The organism is Thalassobaculum litoreum DSM 18839 (assembly GCF_900102465.1).
Taxonomy (GTDB): Bacteria; Pseudomonadota; Alphaproteobacteria; order Thalassobaculales; family Thalassobaculaceae; genus Thalassobaculum; species Thalassobaculum litoreum.
Map to the genome: position 1 here is coordinate 160,200 of NZ_FNBW01000002.1, position 25,267 is coordinate 185,466.

Sequence of the window (25,267 nt, forward strand, 5' to 3'; positions counted from 1 at the left end):
ACGCGTGCCGAAATAGTCAAACACACACGAACCCGCGCCCTATATAGTCCCGCCATGGTCAAAACGCCGCTGATCCTGCCGTCCGATCCGTCCTTCTATGAACTGCCGCCGCCGCCGGGCAGCGAGCCGCCGCCCAGCTTTCAGGCGCGGCTGTCCTCTCTGCGCGACGCCGAGGAGGACGAGCAGCACGAGGAGGACCGCGAGCCGGAGGACACCGCCCCGCCCCGCCCCGGGACCTGCGACAGCCACATCCAGGTCTTCCCGGACCCCGAGCGCTTCTCCCCTGCCGCCGACGCGGCCCTTACCCCCGGCGAACACCCCGTCGCGGACTACGTGCGGACGCGCGACCGGCTGCGGCTCGACCGGACCGTGGTCGTGCAGTCCTGCATCTACGGCACCAACCATGACGCCCTGCTCGACGCGCTGGAGCATCTCGGCGCCGACCGGAGCAGGGGGGTGGCCGCCGTCGGTTCCGATGTCAGCGACGCCGAGCTGCGCGACCTGAATGCCGGCGGGTGCGTCGCCACCCATTTCCAGATGCGCGAGCCCTGGCGCCGGATCGACTGGAACGACACCGGCCGCATCGCCGCGCGGGTCCACGATCTGCTGAACTGGAATGTGGGGCTGCAGATGGACGGCCGCTTCCTGATGGAGGTGGAGGACCGGATCCGGAGCTGGCCGGGCCGTGTGGTGCTCGACCATATCGGCTGCTTCCTCGGCCCGGTCAGCGACCGAGATCCGGGCTTCCGCGCCCTGCTGCGCCTGATCGACGCCGACAAGGTCTGGGTGACGCTTTCCGGGCCGGAGGAGAGCGATCCGCAGCACCCGCGCTATCCCCATGCCGAGCGGCTGGCGCGCATGTTGATCCGCTTCGCGCCGGAACGGCTGGTCTGGGGCAGCAACTGGCCGCGCCTGGTCGGCACCGATCCGATCCGCGACCGGCTGCGGCCGCCGGAAGGCCAGCTCCTGGCACTGCTCGACCAATGGTGCGAGGACGAGGGGCTGCGCGACCGGATCCTGATCGACAACGCGGCGGAGCTGTGGCGCTTCCCCGCACCCGAGGGCCGATCCTCAGTCGCCGGCTGAATCGGGCACGAGGCGCCGCGCCTGGCGCATATCGGGCAGGGCCGACACCGCCGTCGCCACGATGGCGGACGCGTCGAGACCGGCCTGGGCGTATTGCAGCTCCGGCTTGTCGTGGTCGATGAACCGGTCCGGCAGGGTCATCGGCCGTACCACCAACCCTCGGTCGAGCAGACCTCTGGTGGCCAGGTCGTGCAGCACCTGGGAGGCGAAGCCGCCGGTCGACCCTTCCTCCACCGTGATCAGCACCGCGTGCTCCCGCGCCAGGCGCCGGACCAGGTCGCTATCGATCGGCTTGGCGAAGCGGGCATCGGCCACCGTGGTGGACAACCCGCGCGCGGCCAGGGCGTCGGCCGCCTTCAGACATTCCTCGAGCCGGCCGCCGAGCGACAGCAGGGCGATCGTCGTCCCCTCCCGCACGATCCGCCCCCGGCCGATCTCCAGCGGCACACCGCGCGCCGGCAGTTCGACGCCGACGCCCTCGCCGCGGGGAAACCGCACGGCGGACGGGCCGTCGTCGATCGCCGCCGCCGTCGCCACCATGTGCCGCAGCTCCGCCTCGTCGGACGGGGCCATGATCACGAAACCGGGCAGGCAGCCGAGATAGGCGAGGTCAAAGGCGCCGGCATGGGTGGCGCCATCGGCACCGACCAGCCCGGCCCGATCCAGGGCGAACCGTACCGGCAGGTTCTGCAACGCCACATCGTGCACCACCTGGTCGTAGGCGCGCTGCAGGAAAGTGGAGTAGATCGCCACGAAGGGTTTGAGCCCCTCCGTCGCCATTCCGGCGGCGAAGGTCACCGCGTGCTGCTCGGCGATACCGACGTCGAAGCAGCGCTCCGGGTATCGCTTGGCGAAGAGGTCGAGGCCGGTGCCCGACGGCATGGCCGCGGTGACCGCCACGATGCTTTCGTCCGCTTCGGCCTCGGCGATCAGGCTGTCGGCGAAGACCCGGGTATAGGTCGGCGCGTTGGCCTGGGGCTTGGACTGGACACCGGTCACGACGTCGAACTTGGCGACGGCGTGGTACTTCTCGGCATGGGCCTCGGGGAACGGATGGCCGCGTCCCTTCTCGGTGATCACATGCAGCAGCACCGGCCCGTGGCGCCGCCCGCGCAGCTTGCGCAGGATCGGCAGCAGGTGGTCGAGATTGTGGCCGTCGACGGGCCCCACGTAGAAGAATCCCAGCTCCTCGAACAGGGTGCCGCCGGTGACCAGACCGCGGGCGAATTCCTCGGCCCGGGCCGCCGTCTTCTCCAGCGCCCGCGGGAAGCGCTTGGCCATCTGCTTGGCCAGTTCGCGCAGCGAGCAGTAGGAGCGCGAGGCGACGATCTGCGAGAGATAGGCGCTCATCGCGCCGACCGGCGGGGCGATCGACATGTCGTTGTCGTTCAGGATCACCAGCATCCGGCTGTCCGAGGCGCCGGCGTTGTTCATCGCCTCGTAGGCCATGCCGGCGCTCATCGAGCCGTCGCCGATCACCGCGACCACGTCGAAATCGTCGCCGCGCAGATCCCGCGCCGTCGCCATGCCGAGACCGGCGGAGATTGAGGTCGAGCAGTGGGCCGCCCCGAACGGGTCGTAGTCGCTTTCGGAGCGTCTGGTGAAGCCGGACAGGCCTCCCCCCTGGCGCAGGGTGCGGATGCGGTCGCGCCGGCCGGTGAGAATCTTGTGCGGATAGGCCTGATGGCCCACGTCCCAGATAACCTTGTCGTTCGGCGTGTCGAAGACGTGGTGCAACGCCACCGTCAGCTCGACGACGCCGAGACCGGCCCCCAGATGGCCGCCCGTGACCGAGACCGCGTCCACCGTCTCCTGGCGCAGCTCGTCGGCGAGCTGTTTGAGTTCGGCCGGGCTGAACGTGCGCAGATCCCCAGGGAGGGTGACCCGGTCCAGAAGCGGGGTTCGCGTATCGGCCATGTCACTCTCCTCGGTTGGGCGGGTCGCGCGCTAGGCGCGTCTGCGCCAGCGGTGATGCAGTTCCAGCGCGTGGGCGGCGAAGGCGCAGGCCAGGAACCCGGCGATCCAGGGCCAGGGCGCGTCGAGGGACGACGCCCGGAATGCCGCCACCAGCGCGCCGCCGGACAGCAGGAAGGGCAGCAGCCGCGACGGCCGCTCACCGAGCCCGGTACGCCGCCAGTGCCACCACAGCAGGCCGCCCTCCAGCGCCAGAACCAGAAGGATCAGGTCATAGATCCGCCCGTCGATGAACAGCGCCTCGACCATCGCCCGCCCTCACCGCACCCGGGCCAGGCCCAGCAGATGGGCCGAGTCCTTCAGGAAGATCCGCAGATGGGCGAGCGGGTCGGACCGGACCAGCTCCTTGTTCATGTAGGACTGCCAGGTCAGGCGCTGGACGTCCGGATCGGCGCAGATGCTGACGAACCGCTCGCGCCGGCGGTCGGTCGTGTACCAGAAGGACTGCAGGATCCCGAGCACCCAGAACACCCGGCCATGGGCCTTCATGAAGGTCTTCCGCGCACCGGCCAGGGCCCGGGCGTCGCCGCTCTCCAGGAACGCCAGCGCGGCGTCGGCCGCCATCTGTCCGCCGGCCATGGCGTAGTAGATCCCTTCGCCGGAGGCCGGGGCCACCGTGCCGGCGGCATCCCCCGCCAGCACCACGTCGCGGCCGTTGTCCCACCGCTTCAGCGGCTTCAGCGGGATCGGCGCGCCCTCGCAGCGTATGGTCGTCGCCCCGTCGAGCCCGGCGCGGGCGCGCAGGGCGGCCGTCGCCTGACGCAGCGGGAAACCCTTCCGCATGCTGCCGGTGCCGACGCTGGCGGTGCGGCCATGGGGAAAGATCCAGGCGTAGAAATCGGGTGACAGGTCGCGCTGGTAATAGACGTCGCAGCGGTCCTCGGCGATGCCGTCCGGGGTGTCGATGATCTCGTGATAGGCGAAGACGCATTTCACCTTGCCGCCGCCCGGGACCTCCTGGCGCGCCACCTGGGAGCGCGCACCGTCGGCGCCGATGACGACCCGGGCATCGACCGAGAGAAGGTCGCCCGCCTCGCCGCAGCGGTACTGCACGGTGACCGTGCCGTCGCCGCGCCGGGTGATGTGATCGTAGGTGCCGGTCCGGCGCTCGGCCCCGGCCCGCGCCGCGCGCCGGCGCAGGGCCTCGTCGAAATGCTCGCGGTCGACCATGCCCACGTAGCCATCCTCGATCGGCATGTCCACGGTGCGTGACGACGGGGCGATGATCCGCGCCCCGCGCGCCCTGGCGACGATGAGCGTGTCGGGGATCGCGAAATCGCGCACCAGCCGGGGCGGTATCGCGCCGCCACAGGGTTTGATCCGGCCGCCCCGGTCCAGCAGCACGACGGAACGGCCGGCGCGCACCAGCGTCTCCGCCGCCGTCGAGCCCGACGGCCCGCCGCCGACCACCACCGCATCATAAACCTTCCGCTCAGCCATCTCCCGCCCTCCTATCGGACCACACCGGCGATCACGCCGCGCCCGAGAGTGAGGCGGTCGATCCCTTGCGTCGCTGCGTCGCCGGTCCGCCCCAGACGCAGGGCCAGCAGACCGGAGATCACGAACAGCCCGGCCTCGACGGCGAAGACGGTGCCGTAGGCTGCGGGAATTGAATCGAGGACGAGCCGGGCCAGGTCCACGGAGACCGCGCCCAGGAAGCCGCCGAGGCCGAAGGCGATGGCCTGGGCGGCACCGAAGACGCCCATGCGGGTGCCCTCCCGCCGCGTCCTGCCGCCGGCGGCGATAGACATCATCATGGCGATGGCGGCGACGGCGAAGGCGCCGTTAGACACGCCCATCACGAAGACGTTGGCCCGCAGCGGCCACCACGCGGCGGCACCGCCGGCCAGGGCCAGTCCGAGCATCGCCACGCCGGAGCACAGACAGCCGCCGACGACCCAGAGTCCCAGGGAGCCCTCCCGTCGCCGGCCGAGCAGCGTGCAGACCGCACCGACCGCCAGCATGCCCAGCAGCACGCCGCCGTGATGAACGCCCGAAAGCGCGGTCGACTGGCCGGGCGTGAAGCCGAACACCAACCCGGCATACGGCTCCAGGATCAGGTCCTGGGCGCTGTAGGCGAGCATGGAGAGAAACACGAACACCGCGAACCGGCGGACCGTCGCATCCTGCCAGGCCTCGCTCAGGGCGGCGCGGAACGGCGGCGCCGGGGCCTCGTCCACCGGCATGCGGCGTGCGCGCTCCACCCCCCAGACCGACAGGGTGGCGACCGCGAAGGCGATGGCCGAGGCCGCCGCGACGAGGCCGACCAGCCGTTCCGGCGAATAGGGATCGAGCAGTGCGCCCAGGGTACCGGCGGTGAGGGCGAAGCCGGCGATCATCATCAGCCACACCACGGTGGCCGCGGCGGGGCGCCGCTCGGGCGTCACCTCGGTGGCCAGCAGCACCAGCAGCGACGTTCCCGCCGCTCCGACACCGGCACCGATCATCAGGAAGGCGACCGCGGCGGCCACAAGGCCGAGCACGGGATCCACCGACATCCAGGCCGTGGCCAGCGCTGCCCCCGCCCCGCCGAGGCTGAGCAGGGCCATGCCCCCAATGATCCAGGGGGTGCGCCGGCCTCCGGCATCGGAGCCGTACCCCCAGCGCGGACGCAGGATCTGCACCGCGTAATGGGCGGCGACCAGCAGCCCCGGCACCATGGCCGGCAGGGCAAGCTCCACCACCATCACCCGGTTCAGCGTCGAGGTGGAGATCACCACGACGGCCCCCAGAGCCGTCTGCACCAGGCCCAGCCGCAGAATGCCGATCCATCCCAGCGCCGGTGCCATCGCGCCCACCCCCTAGAGCCCGCGCAGCGCCACGGCGCCGGCCAGCATGCCGAGGACGTAGAGCGTGGTGCCGGTCGCGTTGTACCAGGAGGCATAGGCGCGCGGGTCTTCCAGCAGCCGCACCATCAGCACGATCTGGACGGCCAGCAGGGCGGCGACCATCGCGCCCGCCAGGGCCGCGCCCCAGGAGAACAGCAGGAGGCTGACGGCGACCTGCGGCAGCGCCATCACCACGCAGGCGAGCCAGGCGGCGGGCCGCACGCCGAGTTGCACCGGCAGGGAGCGGATGCCGAGCGCCTGATCGCCCTCCACCGCCTTGAAATCGTTGAGGGTCATGATGCCGAACGCCCCTAGGCTGTAGAGCCCGGCGAGCAGGAGGACCGGCGTGTCCGGCAGGCCGCCGATCATCGCCGCCGTGCCGGTGAACCAGGGCAGCCCCTCGTAACACAGACCGACGGCGAGGCAGCCGAACCAGCCATTGCCCTTCAGACGGATCGGCGGCGCGCTGTACAGCCAGGCGAGTACCAAGCCCACGCACACCGCGGCCACCACCCACACGCCGAGCAGCGTCGCGACGGCCAAGGAGACGGCGGACCAGACGATGCCGACATAGAGGCCCCACCGGCCCGGCACCCGGCCCGAGGGGATCGGACGGTTCGGCTCGTTGATGGCGTCCACATGGCGGTCGAACCAGTCGTTGACCGCCTGGCTGGTACCGCAGACCAGCGGCCCTGCCAGCAGCGCCCCCAGGATCAGCATGGGCCAGGCATCAAGGATGGGCACGCCGGAGGAGACCACGCCGCACATGAAGGCCCACATGGGCGCGAACCAGGTGATCGGCTTGAGCAGTTCCAGCAGCGCTCCCGGCGCCGGATGGCGGGACTGCGTAGCCCGGGATGAGAGCGTATCGACCATGGAGAAAACGTTAAAATTGACACTTTGGAATGTCAATTTATCTTTACACTCGAAATACGAGAAAGCGCCGCCGGTGATCTATCGGAGGCGTGGGGCAGGTATCGCCCTGAGACCAGACCTGAGATCGGTCCGGAAATCAGTCTTCGGGGGAATCCAGGTCGGAGAAGCCGTAGCGGCGGAGCTTGGAATACAGGCTCTGCCGGCTCATCCCCAGCATCTCCGCCGCCGAGGCCCGGTTGTCGCCGGTCAGCTTCAGCGCCGTCTCGATGCACAGCCGCTCGATGACGTCGGTGGTCTCGCGCACCAGATCCTTCAGGGTCACCCGGCCGACCAGCGCGGTGAGCTGCGACGCGTCGCGCGGCAGCGCGGTCGGCTCGCCGCCGATGATGTCGATGCGGCTGCGGACGGGGCGCATGGCGAACCCCAGGCAGGCGTCGTCGTTGCCGGACACGGACACCGCCGACAGCTCGATCGGCTCGCGGGCGCCGAACTCGCCATTGATGACCGTCGCGAACTGGCGCAGCGATCCCTGCTTGCGCAGGTTCGCCGAGATGACGTTGACGTCGACGGAGCGGCCGAGCCAGCGGCTCAGCGGTTCGCCCAACGCCTGTTCCTCCGTCGCCAGCTGCGCCAGATCCAGGAACGCGGAATTCGCGGCGATGATCCGCTGATCCATGTCGGTGACTACGAACCCGTCGGGAATTTCCGAAATCGCCCGCAGCAGGGACGCCCGGACCTGATCCTCGGCCTCGACGGGCGCTAGGGAATCCGTCCGGCCGAAGCGCAGCAGGAAATGCGCGTCGTTGCCCTGACGGAAGATCGAGGCACCCATTTCCAACTTCAGGTCCTGCCCGGCCACCAGCACCGACGTGGCGCCCGCGCGGCCCGTGGCCCCGACCGAACCGAGCAGGGCGTTCATGTCGTCGTGGCTGCCCTCGGCGATCAGATCCTTCAGCGACCGTCCGCTCAGCGCCTTGGCGTCCTGGTTGAGCAGGCGCGCGGCGGCCGGATTGACCTCGACGATCTTGCGGCTGGTGACATGGAGGATGACCACCGCCTCGGAGGCGACCTGGAACAGCAGCCGGTAGCGGGTCTCGGCATGCCGCAGCTTGGCGTATTCCCGCTCCATCGTGGTCTGGGCGTCGATCAGCCGCTGCTGCAGGTCGGCCATCGCGCTCAAGTCGCGGCCGAGAACGAGGATGCGTTCGTCGCTCATGCGCAGCGCCACGTAGCGGACCGGCATGTCGATGCCGGTGGGCGACGGATGGTTCACCTGGCGCCAGCGCGTCGCCGTTCCCGTCGCGGCTTCGGCCAGCAGTTCGGCGACCTTGTCCCGGCTTTCCTTGGTGACGGTCTCGCCCCAGCGGCGCCCGATCCACTGATCGAACTTTCGGCCCTCGAGATCGGAATTGCTGAACGCGATGTCGCTGACCACGCCCTCGTGGTCGACGATCAGAGCGATATCCGCGGCCATGCCGATCGCCATCGCTGCGATGTCCGCATCGAGGTCGCCGATGGACTTGCGCGGCGATTTGAAAGGGTTCAACACTTCGGCTAGCGTAGGTAGGTTAATGACCACTCGCGACTCACTCAGCTTTTTCAATGACAAGCCGCGGGCCGGCGGCCTGAGTTCTAAAACCCCGTAGTTTCTAGCCGTCCGTGTCGGTCAGCGGCTCTATTCTCCCTTGAGCCGCGACAGGCTTTGCGATTGGACAACAGCCTCCAGACCGTCATTCGCCGATGCGTCGGCACCGACAAGGCTGACCCACTCCGGATGCTCCTGAAACATCGCTCCGCCGACAATGACTCCAACCTTCCGGTTTCGCGAAGACATTCGTACGCTTTTGATAACCGAGGCCAATCTGTCTCGCAACAGTTCGCCGCTGAGCGAGAATCCGACCACCGAAAACCATTGCTGGCGAACCCGCTGAACGACCTCGGTCTCGGTCTCCGGAATCTCGTCGAACACCGACCATCCGGCGCGCCGGAAGAACTCGCTGACCAGCGTCAGTCCGAAGGTGTGCTGTTCGCCCGGCGTCACCGCCAGCAGGACCGTCGGGCCACTCGGATTCCACTCCTCCGTCATCTCGAATCGGCCCGACACCGTGCGCAGCAGACGTTGCAGCCGGGCCAGCGCGATCGTCACGTCGGTGAAGTCGCACAGATCCTCTTCCCACATCACCCCCAGCAACCGGGCACTCGGTGCCAGCAGATCCAGCAGCAGAGTCTCCAGGTCGACCCCGCGCGCCTCGATCTCCAGCACGAACGCGTCGACGAAGTTGTCGGAGCGCGCCAGCAGATGCGACGCCAGCAACTCGACATCGGCCGCCGTCACCCCCGACCGGGACCGCGGCTCCGCCGGGCTGACGCCGTGGATCAACAGAAGGCGGGGAATGACCTCGCTTTCTATGGTCCGCATGAGACGGCCGGCAGAGGGCGGGCTTCGATCCCGCTTCGGCGGCTCACGGCTTGCTGTCAGCAGAGCATGGTCTATCGCACGATACAGGCCATCTACAGCTGCTCGAATCTCCGGCATGGTATGCAACCCCCCGTAGTTTTTTATCGAGCTTTTCTTAACGGTACACCGGTTTGACACGGGTGTAAGTCCAAATCTTCGGACACCCGCATCGGCTCGCTATTTCCCTGCCATCTCCCGTACTCGCGCCAGCACACACCGCTTGCTGCAGCAGATTACGTCAGATTCAAGCGTGAATGTACAAATTATTTGACGTCAAGTTTGTTTGACACTCCCGTTAAATCGCTCTTACAGTGTTTGCACAAGGAGACCGGGAAGCAATCCCGGCAGGCCTCTAAGGGAGATGGACGATGTCTGTATCCAGGACTCCGAGCCGACCCGTCCGCCCGATCTACACGGCGGAGCAACGGCGGCGGCGGGACGAAACCCGATGGACCCTGGTACAGGGAATCCTCGCCCCGGCGCAGTTCCTGGTTTTCCTGATCAGCCTGGCCCTGGTGCTGCGGTTTCTCGCCACCGGCGAAGGCGCCGGGCTGGCCGCCGCCTCCATCGTCGTGAAGACCCTGTTTCTCTACGCCATCATGGTAACCGGCTCGCTCTGGGAAAAGGCGGTGTTCGGCAACTACCTCTTCGTACCGGCCTTCTTCTGGGAGGATGCGGTCAGCATGGTGGTGATCGCCCTGCACACCGCCTATGTCGTGGCCCTGATCGCCGGCTGGGGGTCGACGACCGCGCAGATGCTGATCGCGCTCGCCGCCTACGCCACGTATGTCGTGAACGCCGGCCAGTTCCTCCTGAAGCTCCGCGCCGCCCGGCGCCAGGTCCCCGGCCGGGCCGGGTCCTCGGAGGCCGGGTCCTCAGAGATCCGATCCGCTTCGGCGCTGGAGATGGCACGATGACCGTCGCGCTGAAACCCGGCTCGCCGGCCGCGTCCGGCTGTCTCGACGCCCCGATCCTGCGGGAGCGCGGCCAGCGTGAGGTGTTCTGCGGTCTGACCGGGATCATCTGGCTGCACCGAAAGATCCAGGACGCGTTCTTCCTGATCGTCGGCTCGCGCACCTGCGCCCATCTGATGCAGTCGGCCGCCGGCGTGATGATCTTCGCCGAGCCCCGCTTCGCCACCGCGATCATCGAGGATCGCGACCTGGCCGGACTGTCCGACGCCAATGACGAGCTCGACCGGGTGGTCGAACGGCTGCTGGCCCGGCGGCCCGACATCAAGCTGCTGTTCCTGGTCGGATCCTGCCCGTCGGAAGTGATCAAGCTCGACCTGTCGCGGGCCGCGGCGCGCCTGTCGCAGCGTTATACGCCAGACGTGCGGATCCTGAACTACTCGGGCAGCGGCATCGAGACGACCTTCACCCAGGGCGAGGACAACTGCCTCGCCTCCCTGGTGCCGACGCTTCCGGAGGCGGACGCCGACACGCCGTCGCTTCTGGTGGCCGGGACCATCGCCGATGTTGTCGAAGACCAGCTCTGTCGCCTGTTCGAAGGGCTGGGCATGCCGGCCCCCGCGTTCCTCCCGGCGCGACGGGCCGGCGATCAACCGCGGGTCGGCCCCGGCACCCGGTTCCTGCTGGCCCAGCCCTATCTGCCGGAAACCGCCCGCCTGCTGGAGGCGCGTGGCGCCACGCGGCTGGCGGCTCCCTTCCCGCTCGGCGCCGACGGCACCACCGAGTGGCTGCGGGCCGCGGCCGATGCCTTCGGCGTCTCTGAAGAGCGGTTCCAGGCGGTCACCGAGCGCCCCCGGGCGCGGGCCGTAGCCGCCCTGCAGCATCACCGCGCGGCACTCGAAGGACGCTCGATCTTCTTTTTCCCGGACAGCCAGCTCGAGATCCCGCTGGCCCGCTTCCTGTCGCAGGAACTGGGGATGCGCCCGGTCGAGGTCGGCACGCCCTATCTGCACAGGGGCATCATGGATCCGGAACTGGCGCTGCTGCCGCACGGCACACGGCTGTCCGAGGGCCAGGATGTCGACCGCCAGCTCGCCCGCTGCCGCGCCGACGCGCCCGACCTCGTGGTCTGCGGCCTCGGCCTCGCCAATCCGCTGGAGGCCGAGGGTATGGCCACCAAGTGGTCGATCGAGCTCGTCTTCACCCCGGTCCAGGGCTACGAGCAGGCGGGCGACCTCGCCGGTCTGTTCTCGCGCCCGCTGGACCGCCGCACGCGGCTGGAGGTCTGACCATGAAGCTCGCGGTCTGGACCTACGAAGGACCGCCCCATGTCGGCGCCATGCGGGTCGCGACGGCGATGCACGGGTTGCACTACGTCCTGCACGCGCCCCAGGGCGACACCTATGCCGACCTGCTGTTCACCATGATCGAGCGGCTGCCGCACCGGCCACCGGTGACCTACACCACCTTCCAGGCCCGCGACCTGGGCAGCGACACCGCCGAGTTGTTCAAGCGCACGCTGGGCGACGCCTACGAGCGCTTCAAGCCGCAGGCCATCATGGTCGGCGCCTCCTGCACGGCGGAACTGATCCAGGACGATCCCGGCGGACTCGGGCGCACCCTGGGCCTTCCGGTGCCGGTGGTGCCCCTGGAACTGCCCTCGTATCAGCGCAAGGAGAACTGGGGCGCGTCGGAGACGCTGTACCAGCTCGTCCGCGCCTTCGCCGGGGCGAACGCGCCGGAGCCGGGGACGCCCCGTCCGCCGCGCGATCCGGCCGCCCGCCCGAGCTGCAACATCCTCGGCCCGACGGCGCTCGGCTTCCGCCACCGCGACGACGTGGACGAGATCACGCTTCTGCTCCAGCGCCTCGGCGTGGAGGTGCGCGTCACCGCCCCGCGGGGCGCGTCGCCCGCCGACCTGGCCCGGCTGGGGGAGGCGGATTTCAACGTGGTGCTCTATCCGGAGACCGGCGAGGCGACGGCGCGCTGGCTGGAGAAGACCTTCGGTCAGCCGCGTACCCAGACGGTGCCCATCGGCATCGGCGCCACCCGGGCCTTCATCCGGGAGGTGGCCGAGCTCGCCGGCATCGATCCGTCGGCCGAGCTCGACCGCGAGCAGTCCCGCCTGCCCTGGTACTCGCGCTCGATCGACAGCACCTACCTGACCGGCAAGCGGGTCTTCATCTTCGCCGACGCGACCCATGCGGTTGCCGCCGCCCGGGTCGCGGCCCACGAATTCGGTTTCGAGGTGGTCGGGGTCGGCACCTACGACCGCAGCTTCGCCCGGGATGTCCGCGCGGTCGCCGAGGAACTCGGCACCGAGGCGCTGATCACCGACGACTACCTGGAAGTGGAAGACCGGATCGCCGAGCTGCGGCCGGAGCTGGTGCTGGGCACCCAGATGGAGCGCCACATCGCCAAGCGGCTCGGCATCGGCTGCGCCGTGATCTCCGCCCCGGTCCATGTGCAGGATTACCCGGCCCGCCGCTCGCCGCAGATGGGGTTCGAGGGTGCCAACGTGCTGTGGGACACCTGGGTCCATCCGCTGATGATGGGGCTGGAGGAACACCTGCTCGGGATGTTCCGGGGCGATTTCGAGTTCCACGACGACGCTGGTGCCTCGCACCACGGCGCCGCCGCCACCGCCCGCCCGGCCGAGCCGGCGCCCGAGCCGGAGCCGGAGCAGCCGGCGAACGACGCCGACGGCCCGCACTGGAGCCAGGACGCCGACCGCGAGCTGCGCAAGATCCCCTTCTTCGTGCGCGGCAAGGCCCGCCGGAACACCGAGACCTTCGCGCGGGAGCGCGGGTTCGACACCATCACCATCGAGACGCTGTACGATGCCAAAGCCCATTTCGCGAGATAGGGCCGCCCCGCCCGTGCGGGTGGTGGTCGTCACGATGGACAGCCATCTGGCCAATGTCGTGCTGCGGGCCGGCGCCGAGCTGCGCCGCGACCTGCCGGGCCTTCGGATCGACTATCACGCCGCTTCGGACTGGGGCGACAATCCGAGCGCCCTGGAACGCTGCAAGGCGGACATCGCGGTGGGCGACATCGTCATCGTGACGATGCTGTTCATCGAGGAACACATCAAACCGATCCTGGAGGATCTGCGGGCGCGCCGCGACCACTGCGACGCCATGGTGTGCTGCCTGTCCGAGGGCGAGGTCGTCCGCCTCACCCGTCTCGGCAGCTTCAAGATGGACGGCAGCCAGAAGGGACCGCTGGCGCTGCTGAAGAAGCTGCGCGGGTCGAAGAACTCGAAGTCCAGCAGCGGCGCCGGCCAGATGGCCATGCTGCGCCGGCTGCCGCGGATCCTGCGCTTCATTCCCGGCACCGCCCAGGACATGCGGGCCTATTTCCTCAGCCTGCAGTTCTGGCTCGCCGGCTCCGACGTCAACGTCGCCAACATGGTCCGGCTGCTGGTCGACCGCTATGCGGACGGGCCCCGGCGCGTCCTGCGCGGCAGCCTGAAGGTCGGCGCGCCGATCGACTATCCCGATGTGGGCCTCTACCACCCGACGATCGAGGGCCGGATCGCCGAGCGACTGGACCAGCTTCCGCGCCGCAAGGGGGCGAAGGGCCGGGTCGGCGTGCTGGTCCTGCGCTCCTATGTGCTGGCCGGCGACACCGGGCACTACGACGCCATGCTTCAGACCCTGGAAGCCAGGGGTCTGGAGGTCGTGCCGGCCTTCGCCAGCGGGCTGGACTGCCGCCCGGCGGTCGAAGCGTTCTTCATGAAGGACGGCAAGGCCACGGTGGACGCGGTCCTGTCCCTCACCAGCTTCTCCCTGGTCGGCGGCCCCGCCTATAACGACGCCGCCGCGGCCGAGGACATGCTGGCGCGGCTCGACGTGCCCTACCTGATCGCCCAGGCGGTGGAGTTCCAGACCCTGGAGCAGTGGCGCGCCGACGACCGGGGCCTGCTGCCGGTGGAAAGCACCATCATGGTGGCGATCCCCGAGCTCGACGGCGCGATCGCCCCGACGGTGTTCGGCGGCCGCACGGGGACCACGACCCGCTGCGCCGACTGCGACCCGAGCTTCTGCGCCAACCGGGAAGGCGCGCGGGCCATGTGCCCGGACATGGAGCGGGTGCACAGCCTCGCCAGCCGGGTGGAGAAGCTGGTGGCCCTGCGCCATACGCCGATCGACGACCGCAAGGTCGCGGTCGTCCTGTTCAACTTCCCGCCCAACAGCGGGGCGACGGGCACCGCCGCCTATCTCTCCGTCTTCGAATCCCTGTTCCGGGTGCTCAAGGGCATGGCCGCCGCCGGATACCGCGTCGAGCTGCCGGCCGACGTGGAGGATCTCCGACAGCGCATCCTGACCGGCAACGCCGCCCAGTTCGGGGCCGACGCCAACGTGCTCGCCCGCATCCCGGCCGACGACCATGTGCGCGGCGAGCGGTATCTGAGCGAGATCGAGGCGGTCTGGGGCCGGGCCCCGGGCCGGCATCAGACGGACGGCCGCGCGATCCAGGTCCTGGGCGCCGCCTTCGGAAACGTCATCGTCGGAGTCCAGCCGGCCTTCGGCTACGAGGGCGACCCGATGCGGATGCTGTTCGAGAAGGGTCTGGCGCCGACCCATGCCTTCTCCGCCTTCTACCGCTGGCTGCGCGAGGATTTCGCCGCCCATGCGGTGCTGCATTTCGGAACCCACGGCGCGCTTGAATTCATGCCCGGCAAGCAGACCGGCGTGTCCGGCGCCTGCTGGCCCGAGCGGCTGATCGGCGACCTGCCGAACATCTATCTCTACGCCGCCAACAACCCGTCGGAGGGCACGATCGCCAAGCGCCGGGCGGCGGCGACCCTGGTCAGCTACCTCACCCCGCCGGTGACCAATGCCGGGCTCTACAAGGGCCTGATCGATCTCAAGGAGGCGGTGACGACGTGGCGCCAGCTGCCGCCCGATGCGGAGACCGAACGCGCCCGCCTCGCGCCGGTGATCCAGGCCCAGGCCGCCGGATTCGAGATGGCCGAGGCCGAGCCGGCCTGGAGCGACGCCGAGGCCGAACAGAACATCCTCCGGCTCGCCGACCAAGTGACGGAACTGGAGCGCACCCTGATCCCGCACGGCCTGCATATCGTGGGCAAGCCGACCGGCCCGGAGGAGCGGTTCGACCTGCTGATGGCCGTGAGCGAGGCCCGCACCGGTGTCGAGCCCGACCCCGCCCTGGTCCGTGCGGTGGTCGCCGGTGCCGCATCCGATGCCGCGGCTCACGCGCAGGCACCGGCGCTCCGAGAGGAGTTGGCCCTGCTCGCCGACATGAACGCCAAGCTGCAGGAATGCGTCGAGATCGATGCCCTGCTGCGAGCGCTGGACGGCCGCTACATCCGCCCCGTGGCCGGCGGCGACCTGCTGCGCACCCCGTCGATCCTGCCGACCGGCCGCAACGTCCACGGCTTCGATCCCTACCGGCTGCCCAGCGCCTTCGCCGTCGCGGACGGCGCTGCTCAGGCGGAGCGGCTGATCGCCCGCCATATCGAGGACGGCAACGCCCTGCCCGAGACCATCGCCATCGTGCTGTGGGGCACCGACAACCTGAAATCCGCCGGTGCGCCGATCGGCCAGGCCCTGGCCCTGCTCGGCACCCGGCCGCGCTTCGACAGCTACGGCCGGCTCTGCGGCGCCGACCTGATCCCGCTGGAGGAACTGGGCCGGCCCCGGATCGACGTGATGATGACCCTGTCCGGCATCTTCCGCGACCTGCTGCCGCTGCAGACCAAGCTGCTGGCCGAGGCCGCCTACGAGGCGGCGGCGGCCGAGGACGAGCCGGCCGACATGAATTTCGTGCGCAAGCACGCGCTGGCCTATCAGGCGGCCCAGGGCTGCGACTTCGAGACCGCCGCCCTGCGGGTCTTCAGCAATGCCGACGGCGCCTACGGCGCCAACGTCAACCTGATGATCGACAACGGCGCCTGGCAGGACGAGGACGAGCTGGCGGAAACCTATACCAACCGCAAGTGCTACGCCTACGGCCGCTCCGGCCGCCAGCAGCGCCAGCACGACCTGCTGGAGCGGGTGCTCGGCGACGTCCAACTCGCCTACCAGAATCTGGAATCGGTCGAGCTCGGCGTGACCACGGTCGACCATTACTTCGACACGCTGGGCGGGATCGGCCGCGCGGTGCGCCGCGCCCGGGGGTCGGAGGTGCCGGTCTATATCGGCGACCAGACCCGCGGCGCCGGCCTGGTGCGCAGCCTCGGCGAGCAGGTCGCCCTGGAGAGCCGCACCCGGGTCCTGAATCCGAAATGGTACGAGAGCATGCTCGAGCACGGCTACGAGGGTGTCCGCAACATCGAGGCCCAGGTCACCAACACCATGGGCTGGTCGGCGACGACCGGACAGGTCGCCCCCTGGGTCTACGAGAAGATCACCGAGACCTTCGTGCTCGACGCCGCCATGCGCGAACGGCTCGCCACCCTGAACCCGAAGGCCTCGGCCCGGGTCGCCAACCGCCTGCTCGAAGCCCACGAGCGTCACTACTGGTCACCGGATCCCGACACCCTGTCCGCCCTGCGCGAGGCGGGGGACGAGCTGGAAGACCGGCTCGAGGGCGTCACCACCGGGACGGCCGCAGCATGAGGCACGGAAAGGACATCACCATGACACCGCCAGACGGCATCACCGGAACCGGCCCCCGCCAGGACGGCGAAGGCAGCGTCCAGGTCAAGATGGACCCGGCGCTCGACATCGGCAAAGCCAAGGTCTTCGCGGTCTACGGCAAGGGCGGGATCGGCAAGAGCACGACCTCGTCCAACCTGTCGGTCGCCTTCTCCAAGCTCGGCAAGCGGGTGCTGCAGATCGGCTGCGATCCCAAGCACGACAGCACCTTCACCCTGACCAAGCGGCTGGTGCCCACGGTCATCGACGTGCTGGAGAGCGTGGACTTCCACCCCGAGGAGCTGCGGGTCGAGGACTTCGTCTACGAGGGCTACAACGGCGTCATGTGCGTCGAGGCCGGCGGTCCGCCGGCCGGCACCGGCTGCGGCGGCTACGTGGTCGGCCAGACGGTGAAGCTGCTCAAGGAGCATCACCTGCTCGACGACACCGACGTGGTGATCTTCGACGTGCTCGGCGACGTGGTCTGCGGCGGGTTCGCCGCCCCGCTCCAGCATGCCGACCGGGCGCTGATCGTCACCGCCAACGATTTCGACTCGATCTACGCTATGAACCGCATCGTCACGGCGATCACGGCCAAGGCGCGGAACTACGATGTCCGGCTCGGCGGGGTGATCTGCAACCGCAGCAACGCCACCGACCAGGTCGACAAGTACAACGCCGTCGCCGGCCTGCAGACCATGGCGCATTTCCCCGACCTCGACGCCATCCGCCGCAGCCGACTGAAGAAGGCGACGATCTTCGAGATGGACGACGCGCCGGAACTGGAAGCGGTTCGTGCCGAATACCTGCGGCTGGCCGCGGCCCTGTGGGCCGGTGTCGAGCCGATGGAAGGCACGGCAATGCGCGACCGCGACCTCTTCGAACTCCTGGGATTCGACTGATGCTGAGCGCCACCTACACGGATCGCCGCCAACAGGTCGAAGCCTATTTCGACCGCACCGCCGCCGATGCCTGGGCGCGGCTGACCTCCGACGCACCGGTCAGCGGCATCCGGGCGACCGTGCGGGCCGGACGGGACCGGATGCGCCGCCTCCTGCTGGGGTGGCTCCCCGAGGATCTCGCGGGCCGGCGAGTCCTCGATGCCGGTTGCGGCACGGGTTCCCTGGCGGTCGAGGCGGCGCGCCGCGGTGCCCTTGTGACGGCGATCGACATCTCGCCGACGCTGATCCAACTCGCGCGCGAGCGGACGCCCGAGGACCTCGGCGCCGGACGGGTGGAATTCCTGGTCGGCGACATGCTGGACCCGGCGCTCGGCAGCTTCGACCACGTGGTGGCGATGGACAGCCTGATCCACTACCGCACCGAGGACGCCGTGCAGGCTCTGGGCCGACTGGCGCCGCGGACCGCCGGCTCGATCGTCTTCACCTTCGCCCCGCGCACCGCCCTGCTGACGGTCATGCACACGGCCGGCCGGCTGTTCCCCCGGGGCGACCGCGCCCCGTCGATCCAGCCCACCGCCCATGCCCGCCTGCGCGCGGCCCTCGACCGCGAGGGCTGGGTGTCCGGCATGCGTCCCTGCCGCAGCGAGCGGATCGACAGCGGCTTCTACATCTCCCAGGCCATGGAGCTCGCCCGGTCATGACGGAGAAGCGTCGCAAGCTGTCGGCCTTGTGGATGGAGGTGGGTCCCCGCTTCCTGCCCTTCGCCGACGCGGCGACGCCCGACCTGCCGCTCGGCCGGCTGCTGCGCCTGTCGCTGTTCCAGGTCTCCGTCGGCATGGCGATCGTGCTGCTGAACGGCACCCTGAACCGGGTGATGATCGTCGAAATGGGCGTGCCGACCTGGCTGGTGGCGATGATGATCTCGCTGCCGCTGCTGTTCGCGCCGTTCCGCGTGCTGGTCGGCCACCGCAGCGACACCTACCGATCCCTGCTCGGATGGCGCCGGGTGCCGTTCCTGTGGATGGGCTCGCTGCTGCAGTTCGGCGGGCTGGCGATCATGCCCTTCGCGCTCATCATCCTGTCCGGCGACATCACCACCGGCCCGCAATGGGTCGGCTATGTCGCCTCCGCCCTGGCCTTCCTGCTGGTCGGCATCGGTCTGCACACCACCCAGACCGCCGGTCTGGCGCTGGCCTGCGATCTTGCGACCGAGGAGTCCCGGCCGCGGGTGGTGGCGATGCTCTACGTGATGCTGCTGGTCGGCATGGGCGTGTCGGCCCTGGTGGTCGGCGGACTGCTGCAGGATTTCAGCCAGCTGCGGCTGATCAAGGTGATCCAGGGTACGGCGGTGGCGACCATCGTGCTGAACCTGATCGCCCTGTGGAAGCAGGAGGCGCGGGATCCGTCGCGCACCCGCCCCGACCGGGCGCGGCCGAGCTTCGGGGAGTCCTGGACCGACTTCGTCCGCGGCGGCCGGGCCGGACGGCTGCTGCTCACCGTGTTCCTCGGCACCGCCGCATTCAGCATGCAGGACATCCTGCTGGAGCCCTATGGCGGCGAGATCCTGGCCATGTCGGTCGGCGAGACCACGCGGCTGACCGCGCTGTTCGCTGCCGGTACCCTGGCCGGCTTCGCCATCGCCGCCCGCGATCTGGCCCAGGGCGGCGATCCGTGCAAGCTCGCCGCCTTCGGCTGCGTCGTCGGCGTCTTCGCCTTCTCCGCCCTGGTCTTCGCCTCGCCCCTGCAGTCGGCCGCCCTGTTCCAGGGTGGCACCGTGCTGATCGGGCTGGGCGGCGGCATGTTCGCCATCGGCACGCTGGTCGCCGCCATGTCCCTGGCGGAAGCCGGCGGCGGCGGCCTGGCGCTGGGCGCCTGGGGCGCGGTCCAGGCGACCGCGGCCGGCGGCGGCATCATGGTCGGCGGCGCGCTGCGCGATCTGGTCTCGCAACTGGCCGCACGGGACCTGCTGGGCACCGCCCTGAACCACCCCGCCACCGGATACGGCGCGGTCTACCATCTCGAAATCGTTTTGTTGTTCGCGACCCTGGCCGTCGTCGGTCCCCTCGTCCGCTATGCCGGCGGACAACCGGGACCGTCACGGCAGAAGTTCGGGCTCGCGCAATTCCCCGGATAAGGGAGGGAGGAAGCCATGGAAATCGGCTCAGTGATTGGCAATATCGATGTGGCGCAGGTCGTCCTTTACGCCTTCTGGATCTTCTTCGCGGGGCTTATCTACTACCTGCGCCGCGAGGATCGCCGGGAGGGCTATCCCCTGGAAGACGCGGTCACCGGCAAGATGTGGCCGGTCGGCGCGCTGACGATGGCTCCGGTCAAGCGCTTCGCCCTGCCGGAAGGCGGCTATGCCGAGGCGCCGAACTACCTGCGCGAGGCCCGCACCCTGAATGCCGAACCGGTGGCCCGCTTCCCCGGCGCTCCGCTGCGCCCGGTCGGCGACGCCATGCTGGCCGGTGTCGGTCCGGGCGCCTGGGCCGAGCGCAAGAACATCCCCGACCTCACCGCCGACGGCGCCCCCCGGATCGTGCCGATGCGCTCCGTCGACGATTTCGGCGTGGTCGAGGGCGATCCCGATCCGCGCGGCATGCCGGTGGTCGCCGGCGACGGCAAGGTCGCCGGCACGGTCACCGAGCTCTGGGTCGATACCGCCGAGGTGCTGATCCGCTTCCTGGAGGTCCGGCTCGGTACCGGAGAGGAGGCCACCCAGGTCCTGCTCCCCGCCGGCTTCGCCGAGGTCGGGCGCGGCCGGGTCTCGGTGCCGTCGATCCTGTCCACCCAGTTCGCCGCCGTCCCCGGCATCGCCGGTCCCGACCGGATCACCCGGCTGGAGGAAGAGCGGATCATGGCCTATTTCGGCGCCGGGCTGCTCTACGCCGACTGGCGCCGGCAGGAGCCGCTGCTATGAGCAACAGCGCGGTGATCTTCGGCGAGTTCGACGACTCCCGCCCGGTAACCGACGCCCCGGCCGCCATGGCCGGCGACGAGCGGATCGTGTGGCAGGGCGCGCCGGACTGGCGGCGCTTCGCCCTGTCGGTGATGAAGCTCCGCACCATCGCCCTGTATTTCGCCGTGATCATGGCCGCCCGTTTCGCCGCCGATCTGGTGGCGGGACAGGGTGCCGACGCCGGTCTGATTTCCGCCGCCTGGACCCTGTGCCTGGCGGTTCCGGTCCTGGCCTTCCTGGCGCTCTACGCCAGGCTGGTCGCCCGGAGCACCCGCTACACGGTGACGACGCGGCGGATCGTCCTGCGCATCGGCGTGGCCATGCCGATGACCGTCACCGTCCCGGTCGGCCTGGTGGACACCATCGACCTGCGGCGCAACGCCGACGGTAGCGGCGACATCCTGATCGGCGTCCTGCCGGAGCAGCGCCTGTCCTATTCGGTGCTGTGGCCGCATGCCCGCCCCTGGTGCTTCAGCCGGCCCCAGGCCGCGCTGCGCGCCGTGCCGGACGCAGAGGCCGTCGCCGAGACGATCGGCCGGATGCTGGCCCGCCAGACGACCAAGGCGTCGGCGCAGGAGTCGGCGCAGGAGTCGGCCGCCAAAGCGCCGGCACGGGACACCGGCTCCGTCGCCGCGGCGGCGGGCTGAGAGACGAGGGAGGATGACGATGGCCACCCAAGCCCCCCCAGCCAGCGGCGCCCCCCGCGACGACGCGCCCCAAAACGACGCTCCTCATAACGACGTTCCCAGGGGCGCGCTGATCGCCGCCGGCATCCTGGTGGCCTTCTCCATCGCGCTGGCCGGCGCCACCCGGCTGCAGGGCGGCCACACCATCGCGCCGCCCGCCGCCGAGACGGTCGAGAGCCGGGCGCTGATCTTCCAGGACCGGACGGACCGCGGCATCGCCGTGCTGGACGCCGCCTCCGGAGAGGTGATCGCCGACCTCGCCCCGGGCACCCACGGCTTCGTGCGCGGCATGCTGCGGGGTCTCTCGCGCGACCGCTACGTCCACGGGGTGGGCGCCGAGATCCCGTTCACCCTGACCCGCTGGTCCGACGGCCGCTATTCCCTGAGCGACCCGGCCACCGGCAGCGTGCTGCATCTGGCGGCCTACGGCTTCGCCAACGTGCACGAATTCGCCACCTTCCTGCCCGGCCCGGCAGGATCCACAGCCCAGATGAAGGAGGCACGCCCATGATCGGGATGTTCCTGGTCGACCGTCAGGTATTCGACGTCGACTGCACCATCGACGTGGAGTGCTCGATCGAGAGCTTCCACGCCCATGTCGAGTTCGAGGGCGACCGCACGCTCCAGCCCGGCGATCAGGTGCTCGTCCATGGCGAGCCGATCACCGTGCCCTATGGCGAGAAGCGGCAGATCACCCGCCGGGCCACCGTGACCCGGGCCGGCTGGCTCGAGCAGCAGTGGACCCGCCTCGCCGCCCATCTGGAACTGACCGAGCTCTACGATCTCAGCTTTACCGAACGGAGGGATCTATGAACGCCGCCGTCGCCGACGCGCTGGACGCGCGCTACGACACCACGGGCATGGCGCGGGAAGACACCGTGCTGAGCCCGCATTTCTACACCACCGATTTCGACGCCCTGGACCGCATCGACGTGGAGCCGGTACGCGCCGACTGGGACCGCCTGATGGAGGAGTTCCAGGCCGACGACAACCGCGGCCATTTCAAGCGGACGCAGGAATGGGGCGAGGTCGATTTCGACGGCTACTCGCCGGAACTGCAGCGCGAGTTGGTCGACTTCCTGGTCAGTTCGGTCACATCCGAATTTTCCGGCTGCGTGCTCTACGCCGAGACCAAGAAGCGGGTCGCCAACCCGGAGATCAAGCGGCTGTTCCGCTTCATGGCCCGGGATGAATCCCGCCACGCCGGCTTCATCAACGACACGCTGAAGGATTTCGGCATCGGCGTGAACCTCGGCTTCCTGACCAAGTCCAAGAAGTACAAGTATTTCAGCCCGAAATTCATCTTCTACGCGGTCTACCTGTCGGAGAAGATCGGCTACGCCCGCTATATCACGATCTACCGCGAGCTCGAGAAGCACCCGGAGAACCGGATCCACCCGATCTTCAAATGGTTCAAGGAGTGGTGCAACGACGAGTTCCGGCACGGCGAGGCCTTCGCCCTGCTGATGCGGGCCAATCCGCACCTACTCAAGGGCCGCAACAAGCTGTGGATCCGCTTCTTCCTGCTGGCGGTCTACGCCACCATGTACGTGCGCGACCACAACCGCCCGCACTTCCACGCCGCCCTCGGCCTGGATCCGACCGAGTACGATCTGCAGGTGTTCCGGGTCACCTCGGAGATCTCCAAGCAGGTCTTCCCCTTCACCCTGCAGACCGACGCCCCGGCGTTCCGCGCCGGGCTGGAGCGGCTGCGGCGGATCGCCGACGGCATCGCCGAGGCCCGGGCGGAAGGCGGCCTCATGGGCGGCCTGCGCCGGATCGGCCTGACGGCGGCGGCCGGGGCAACCCTGCTGCGGCTGTATCTGCATCCGGTGCGCGACCACGAGGTGCCCGCCTCGATCCGTCTGGCCCCGACCTGGTAGGCGGCGGTGCCGGACCTCGCCACATACGCCCTGCCCCTGCTGTTCGCGCTGGGGCTGTGGTGGTTCAGCACCGGGCTGATCCTGTGGCTGGTCCGGCTGCCGCGGCAGCACCGGCCGGTCGTCCTGACCGGTGCGACCACGGTGCTGGCGGTCGCCCTGATCGCCATCGTGCGGACCGCCGACGATACCGCTGCCGGTTACCACGGCTTCGCGGCGGCCCTGGCGGTGTGGGGCTGGCACGAGCTGGTCTTCCTGCTTGGGCTCGTTACCGGGCCGCGCAAGACGGCCCTTCGGCCCGGTGCGACCGGCGCCGAACGGTTCCGCCAGGCCACCGCCGCCATCGCCTATCACGAGGTCGCCCTGGCGGCGACGGCCGGCCTGCTGTTCGTGTTGACCTGGGGGGCGGAGAACCAGGTTGCGGCCTGGACCTTCCTCGCCCTGTTCGCCAGCCGGCTGAGCGCCAAGCTGAACCTGTTCCTGGGGGTCCCGCATTTCGCCGACGAGCTGATGCCCGACCACCTGCTGCATCTGCGCAGCTATTTCGCCGTGCGGGCCATCAACCCGCTGTTTCCCCTGTCGGTGACCGCGATCACCGCGGCCGCCGCCCTGACTCTGGCCGCTGCCTGGCATCCCGGCACCGCGCCCGTTGCGGTGGCCGGGCTGATCTGTATCGCCGGCCTGCTGCTGCTGGGCGCGGTCGAGCACTGGTTCATGGTGCTGCCGATCCGCGACGCCGCCCTTTGGCGCTGGGCCGCCGGGCGGACCGCGCCGACGGCGCCGGCATCGATCGACCCGGAAACGACCCGTTTCGAACCACGCCCGACCCCGGCGACCGGCTCTGGATGAGCCCGGCACCGCGACGACACAGGAGGTGACCATGAACTACGAATCCTTCTTCGAAGGCCAGTTGGAGGCCTTGCGGGCCGAGGGCAGATACCGGGTTTTCACCGATATCGAGCGCCACCGGGGTGCCTTCCCCCGGGCGCGCCGCCATGCCGAGGACGGATCCGACCCCTGCGATGTGACGGTCTGGTGCTCGAACGACTATCTGGGCATGGGCCAGTTCCCGCCGGTGCTCGAAGCGATGCACGCCGCGCTCGACCAGTGCGGCGCCGGCGCGGGCGGGACGCGGAACATCTCCGGCACCAACCACCACCACGTGCTGCTGGAGCGCGAGCTGGCCGATCTGCACGGCAAGGAGGCCGCCCTGCTCTTCACCTCCGGCTACGTGTCCAACTGGGCGGCGCTCAGCACGCTGGCGGCGCGGATCCCGAACTGCGCGGTGCTGTCCGACGAGTCGAACCACGCCTCCATGATCGAGGGCATCCGCCACAGCCGGGCCGAGAAGATCCTGTTCGCCCATAACGATCCGGAGGATCTGAACCGCAGGCTGGCGGCCCTGCCGGCGGACCGGCCGAAGCTGGTGGCCTTCGAGAGCGTGTATTCGATGGACGGCGACATCGCGCCGATCGCCGAGCTCTGCGACGTGGCCGAGGCCCACGGGGCCATGACCTATCTGGACGAGGTCCATGCGGTCGGCCTGTACGGTCCGCGCGGCGGCGGCATCTCGGAGCGCGAGGGCCTGGCCCATCGGCTGACGGTGATCGAGGGCACGCTCGGCAAGGCGTTCGGTGTCATGGGCGGCTACATCGCGGCCTCGGACGCCTTGTGCGACTTCGTGCGCAGCTTCGCCTCCGGCTTCATCTTCACCACCGCCCTGCCGCCGGCGGTCGCCGCCGGCGCCGCCACCAGCATCCGCCACCTGAAGACCAGCCAGGTGGAGCGGGAGCGCCAGCGCGACCGGGTGGCGAAGGTGCGCGCCGGCCTCGATGCCGCCGGCATTCCCCATCTCGCCAACCCGAGCCATATCGTGCCGGTGATGGTGGGCGATCCGGTGCACTGCAAGCAGATCAGCGACACCCTGCTCGACGAGTTCGGAATCTACGTCCAGCCGATCAACTATCCCACCGTGGCCCGCGGCACGGAACGGCTGCGCATCACCCCGTCGCCGATCCACTCCGACGCCGACATCGACCATCTGCTGACGTCGCTGGGCAAGGTCTGGGCGCGCTGCGGCCGGAGCCGGATGGTGGCCTGAG

22 protein-coding genes are annotated in these 25,267 nt (G+C 69.5%); 15 read left to right on the forward strand and 7 right to left on the reverse strand.

Features of this window, described 5'->3' with window-relative positions; genetic code table 11:
• The first annotated feature begins 54 nt into the window (after nucleotides 1-54).
• Nucleotides 55-1,086, forward strand: coding sequence for an amidohydrolase family protein (locus BLS34_RS03945; protein ID WP_093148321.1), 1,032 nt, complete (start codon nucleotides 55-57; stop codon nucleotides 1,084-1,086).
• On the opposite strand, the gene dxs is transcribed toward BLS34_RS03945, so the two are convergent.
• The 7 genes from dxs to BLS34_RS03980 all read right to left on the reverse strand — a co-directional run bounded on the left by dxs (nucleotide 1,072) and on the right by BLS34_RS03980 (nucleotide 9,300).
• On the reverse strand, nucleotides 1,072-3,003 hold the full coding sequence (gene dxs, locus BLS34_RS03950; RefSeq protein WP_093148324.1) for a 1-deoxy-D-xylulose-5-phosphate synthase: 1,932 nt from the start codon (nucleotides 3,001-3,003) through the stop codon (nucleotides 1,072-1,074). The two genes, BLS34_RS03945 and dxs, sit on opposite strands and share 15 nt — an antisense overlap.
• Nucleotides 3,004-3,033: 30 nt before the next feature.
• Nucleotides 3,034-3,309, reverse strand: a complete 276-nt coding sequence (locus tag BLS34_RS03955) for a hypothetical protein (RefSeq protein ID WP_028793892.1) — start codon at nucleotides 3,307-3,309, stop codon at nucleotides 3,034-3,036.
• Nucleotides 3,310-3,318: 9 nt separating this feature from the next.
• Nucleotides 3,319-4,500 (reverse strand): geranylgeranyl diphosphate reductase, encoded by a 1,182-nt coding sequence (locus BLS34_RS03960; protein WP_093148326.1) that lies wholly within the window; start codon nucleotides 4,498-4,500, stop codon nucleotides 3,319-3,321.
• An 11-nt stretch (nucleotides 4,501-4,511) separates the two neighbouring features.
• Complete coding sequence (locus tag BLS34_RS03965; protein WP_093148328.1) at nucleotides 4,512-5,849, reverse strand: BCD family MFS transporter; 1,338 nt, start codon at nucleotides 5,847-5,849, stop codon at nucleotides 4,512-4,514.
• A 12-nt stretch (nucleotides 5,850-5,861) separates the two neighbouring features.
• Nucleotides 5,862-6,764 carry a chlorophyll synthase ChlG gene (chlG, locus tag BLS34_RS03970; protein WP_093148330.1) on the reverse strand — a complete coding sequence of 301 codons (903 nt, stop codon included), beginning with the start codon at nucleotides 6,762-6,764 and terminating at the stop codon, nucleotides 5,862-5,864.
• A 136-nt stretch (nucleotides 6,765-6,900) separates the two neighbouring features.
• Nucleotides 6,901-8,310: a transcriptional regulator PpsR gene (gene ppsR, locus BLS34_RS03975; protein WP_215906036.1), complete on the reverse strand. Its 1,410-nt coding sequence runs from the start codon at nucleotides 8,308-8,310 to the stop codon at nucleotides 6,901-6,903.
• Between the two features lie 129 nt (nucleotides 8,311-8,439).
• The gene (locus BLS34_RS03980) at nucleotides 8,440-9,300 is read right to left on the reverse strand and encodes a cobalamin B12-binding domain-containing protein (RefSeq protein ID WP_084618769.1); all 861 of its coding nucleotides are present in this window, start codon (nucleotides 9,298-9,300) and stop codon (nucleotides 8,440-8,442) included.
• Between the two features lie 290 nt (nucleotides 9,301-9,590).
• On the opposite strand from BLS34_RS03980, the gene bchF reads away from it, so the two are divergent.
• Genes bchF through hemA form a run of 14 tightly spaced genes read left to right on the forward strand, consistent with a single transcriptional unit; the run spans nucleotide 9,591 to nucleotide 25,266 of the window.
• Entirely contained in the window at nucleotides 9,591-10,139 is a 549-nt protein-coding gene (gene bchF, locus BLS34_RS03985) for a 2-vinyl bacteriochlorophyllide hydratase (protein WP_051244363.1), read from the forward strand.
• Nucleotides 10,136-11,422 carry a ferredoxin:protochlorophyllide reductase (ATP-dependent) subunit N gene (locus BLS34_RS03990; RefSeq protein WP_093148332.1) on the forward strand — a complete coding sequence of 429 codons (1,287 nt, stop codon included), beginning with the start codon at nucleotides 10,136-10,138 and terminating at the stop codon, nucleotides 11,420-11,422. The genes bchF and BLS34_RS03990 overlap by 4 nt, the downstream gene beginning before the upstream one ends.
• A 2-nt stretch (nucleotides 11,423-11,424) precedes the next feature.
• Nucleotides 11,425-12,999 (forward strand): ferredoxin:protochlorophyllide reductase (ATP-dependent) subunit B, encoded by a 1,575-nt coding sequence (bchB, locus tag BLS34_RS03995; RefSeq protein ID WP_093148334.1) that lies wholly within the window; start codon nucleotides 11,425-11,427, stop codon nucleotides 12,997-12,999.
• Nucleotides 12,974-16,720: a magnesium chelatase subunit H gene (locus tag BLS34_RS04000; protein WP_093148338.1), complete on the forward strand. Its 3,747-nt coding sequence runs from the start codon at nucleotides 12,974-12,976 to the stop codon at nucleotides 16,718-16,720. The genes bchB and BLS34_RS04000 overlap by 26 nt, the downstream gene beginning before the upstream one ends.
• Nucleotides 16,721-16,740: 20 nt before the next feature.
• Complete coding sequence (gene bchL, locus BLS34_RS04005; protein WP_051244858.1) at nucleotides 16,741-17,640, forward strand: ferredoxin:protochlorophyllide reductase (ATP-dependent) iron-sulfur ATP-binding protein; 900 nt, start codon at nucleotides 16,741-16,743, stop codon at nucleotides 17,638-17,640.
• On the forward strand, nucleotides 17,640-18,341 hold the full coding sequence (bchM, locus tag BLS34_RS04010) for a magnesium protoporphyrin IX methyltransferase (protein ID WP_028793883.1): 702 nt from the start codon (nucleotides 17,640-17,642) through the stop codon (nucleotides 18,339-18,341). The genes bchL and bchM overlap by 1 nt, the downstream gene beginning before the upstream one ends.
• Nucleotides 18,338-19,774, forward strand: coding sequence for a BCD family MFS transporter (locus tag BLS34_RS04015; protein WP_028793882.1), 1,437 nt, complete (start codon nucleotides 18,338-18,340; stop codon nucleotides 19,772-19,774). Before bchM ends, BLS34_RS04015 begins: the two co-directional genes overlap by 4 nt.
• A gap of 15 nt (nucleotides 19,775-19,789) precedes the next feature.
• Nucleotides 19,790-20,560 carry a photosynthetic reaction center subunit H gene (gene puhA / locus BLS34_RS04020; protein ID WP_028793881.1) on the forward strand — a complete coding sequence of 257 codons (771 nt, stop codon included), beginning with the start codon at nucleotides 19,790-19,792 and terminating at the stop codon, nucleotides 20,558-20,560.
• Complete coding sequence (gene puhB / locus BLS34_RS04025) at nucleotides 20,557-21,246, forward strand: photosynthetic complex putative assembly protein PuhB (RefSeq protein ID WP_093148341.1); 690 nt, start codon at nucleotides 20,557-20,559, stop codon at nucleotides 21,244-21,246. Before puhA ends, puhB begins: the two co-directional genes overlap by 4 nt.
• A 19-nt stretch (nucleotides 21,247-21,265) precedes the next feature.
• Nucleotides 21,266-21,796 carry a photosynthetic complex assembly protein PuhC gene (gene puhC / locus BLS34_RS04030; protein ID WP_175474087.1) on the forward strand — a complete coding sequence of 177 codons (531 nt, stop codon included), beginning with the start codon at nucleotides 21,266-21,268 and terminating at the stop codon, nucleotides 21,794-21,796.
• Nucleotides 21,793-22,098 carry a hypothetical protein gene (locus BLS34_RS04035; protein WP_245565580.1) on the forward strand — a complete coding sequence of 102 codons (306 nt, stop codon included), beginning with the start codon at nucleotides 21,793-21,795 and terminating at the stop codon, nucleotides 22,096-22,098. The genes puhC and BLS34_RS04035 overlap by 4 nt, the downstream gene beginning before the upstream one ends.
• On the forward strand, nucleotides 22,095-23,168 hold the full coding sequence (gene acsF / locus BLS34_RS04040; protein ID WP_038013921.1) for a magnesium-protoporphyrin IX monomethyl ester (oxidative) cyclase: 1,074 nt from the start codon (nucleotides 22,095-22,097) through the stop codon (nucleotides 23,166-23,168). The genes BLS34_RS04035 and acsF overlap by 4 nt, the downstream gene beginning before the upstream one ends.
• A gap of 6 nt (nucleotides 23,169-23,174) precedes the next feature.
• Nucleotides 23,175-24,014 carry a putative photosynthetic complex assembly protein PuhE gene (puhE, locus tag BLS34_RS04045; protein ID WP_215906037.1) on the forward strand — a complete coding sequence of 280 codons (840 nt, stop codon included), beginning with the start codon at nucleotides 23,175-23,177 and terminating at the stop codon, nucleotides 24,012-24,014.
• Between the two features lie 31 nt (nucleotides 24,015-24,045).
• A complete protein-coding gene (gene hemA, locus BLS34_RS04050) occupies nucleotides 24,046-25,266 on the forward strand; it encodes a 5-aminolevulinate synthase (RefSeq protein ID WP_093148344.1) in 1,221 nt (406 codons plus the stop codon).
• Nucleotide 25,267 lies beyond the last annotated feature (1 nt).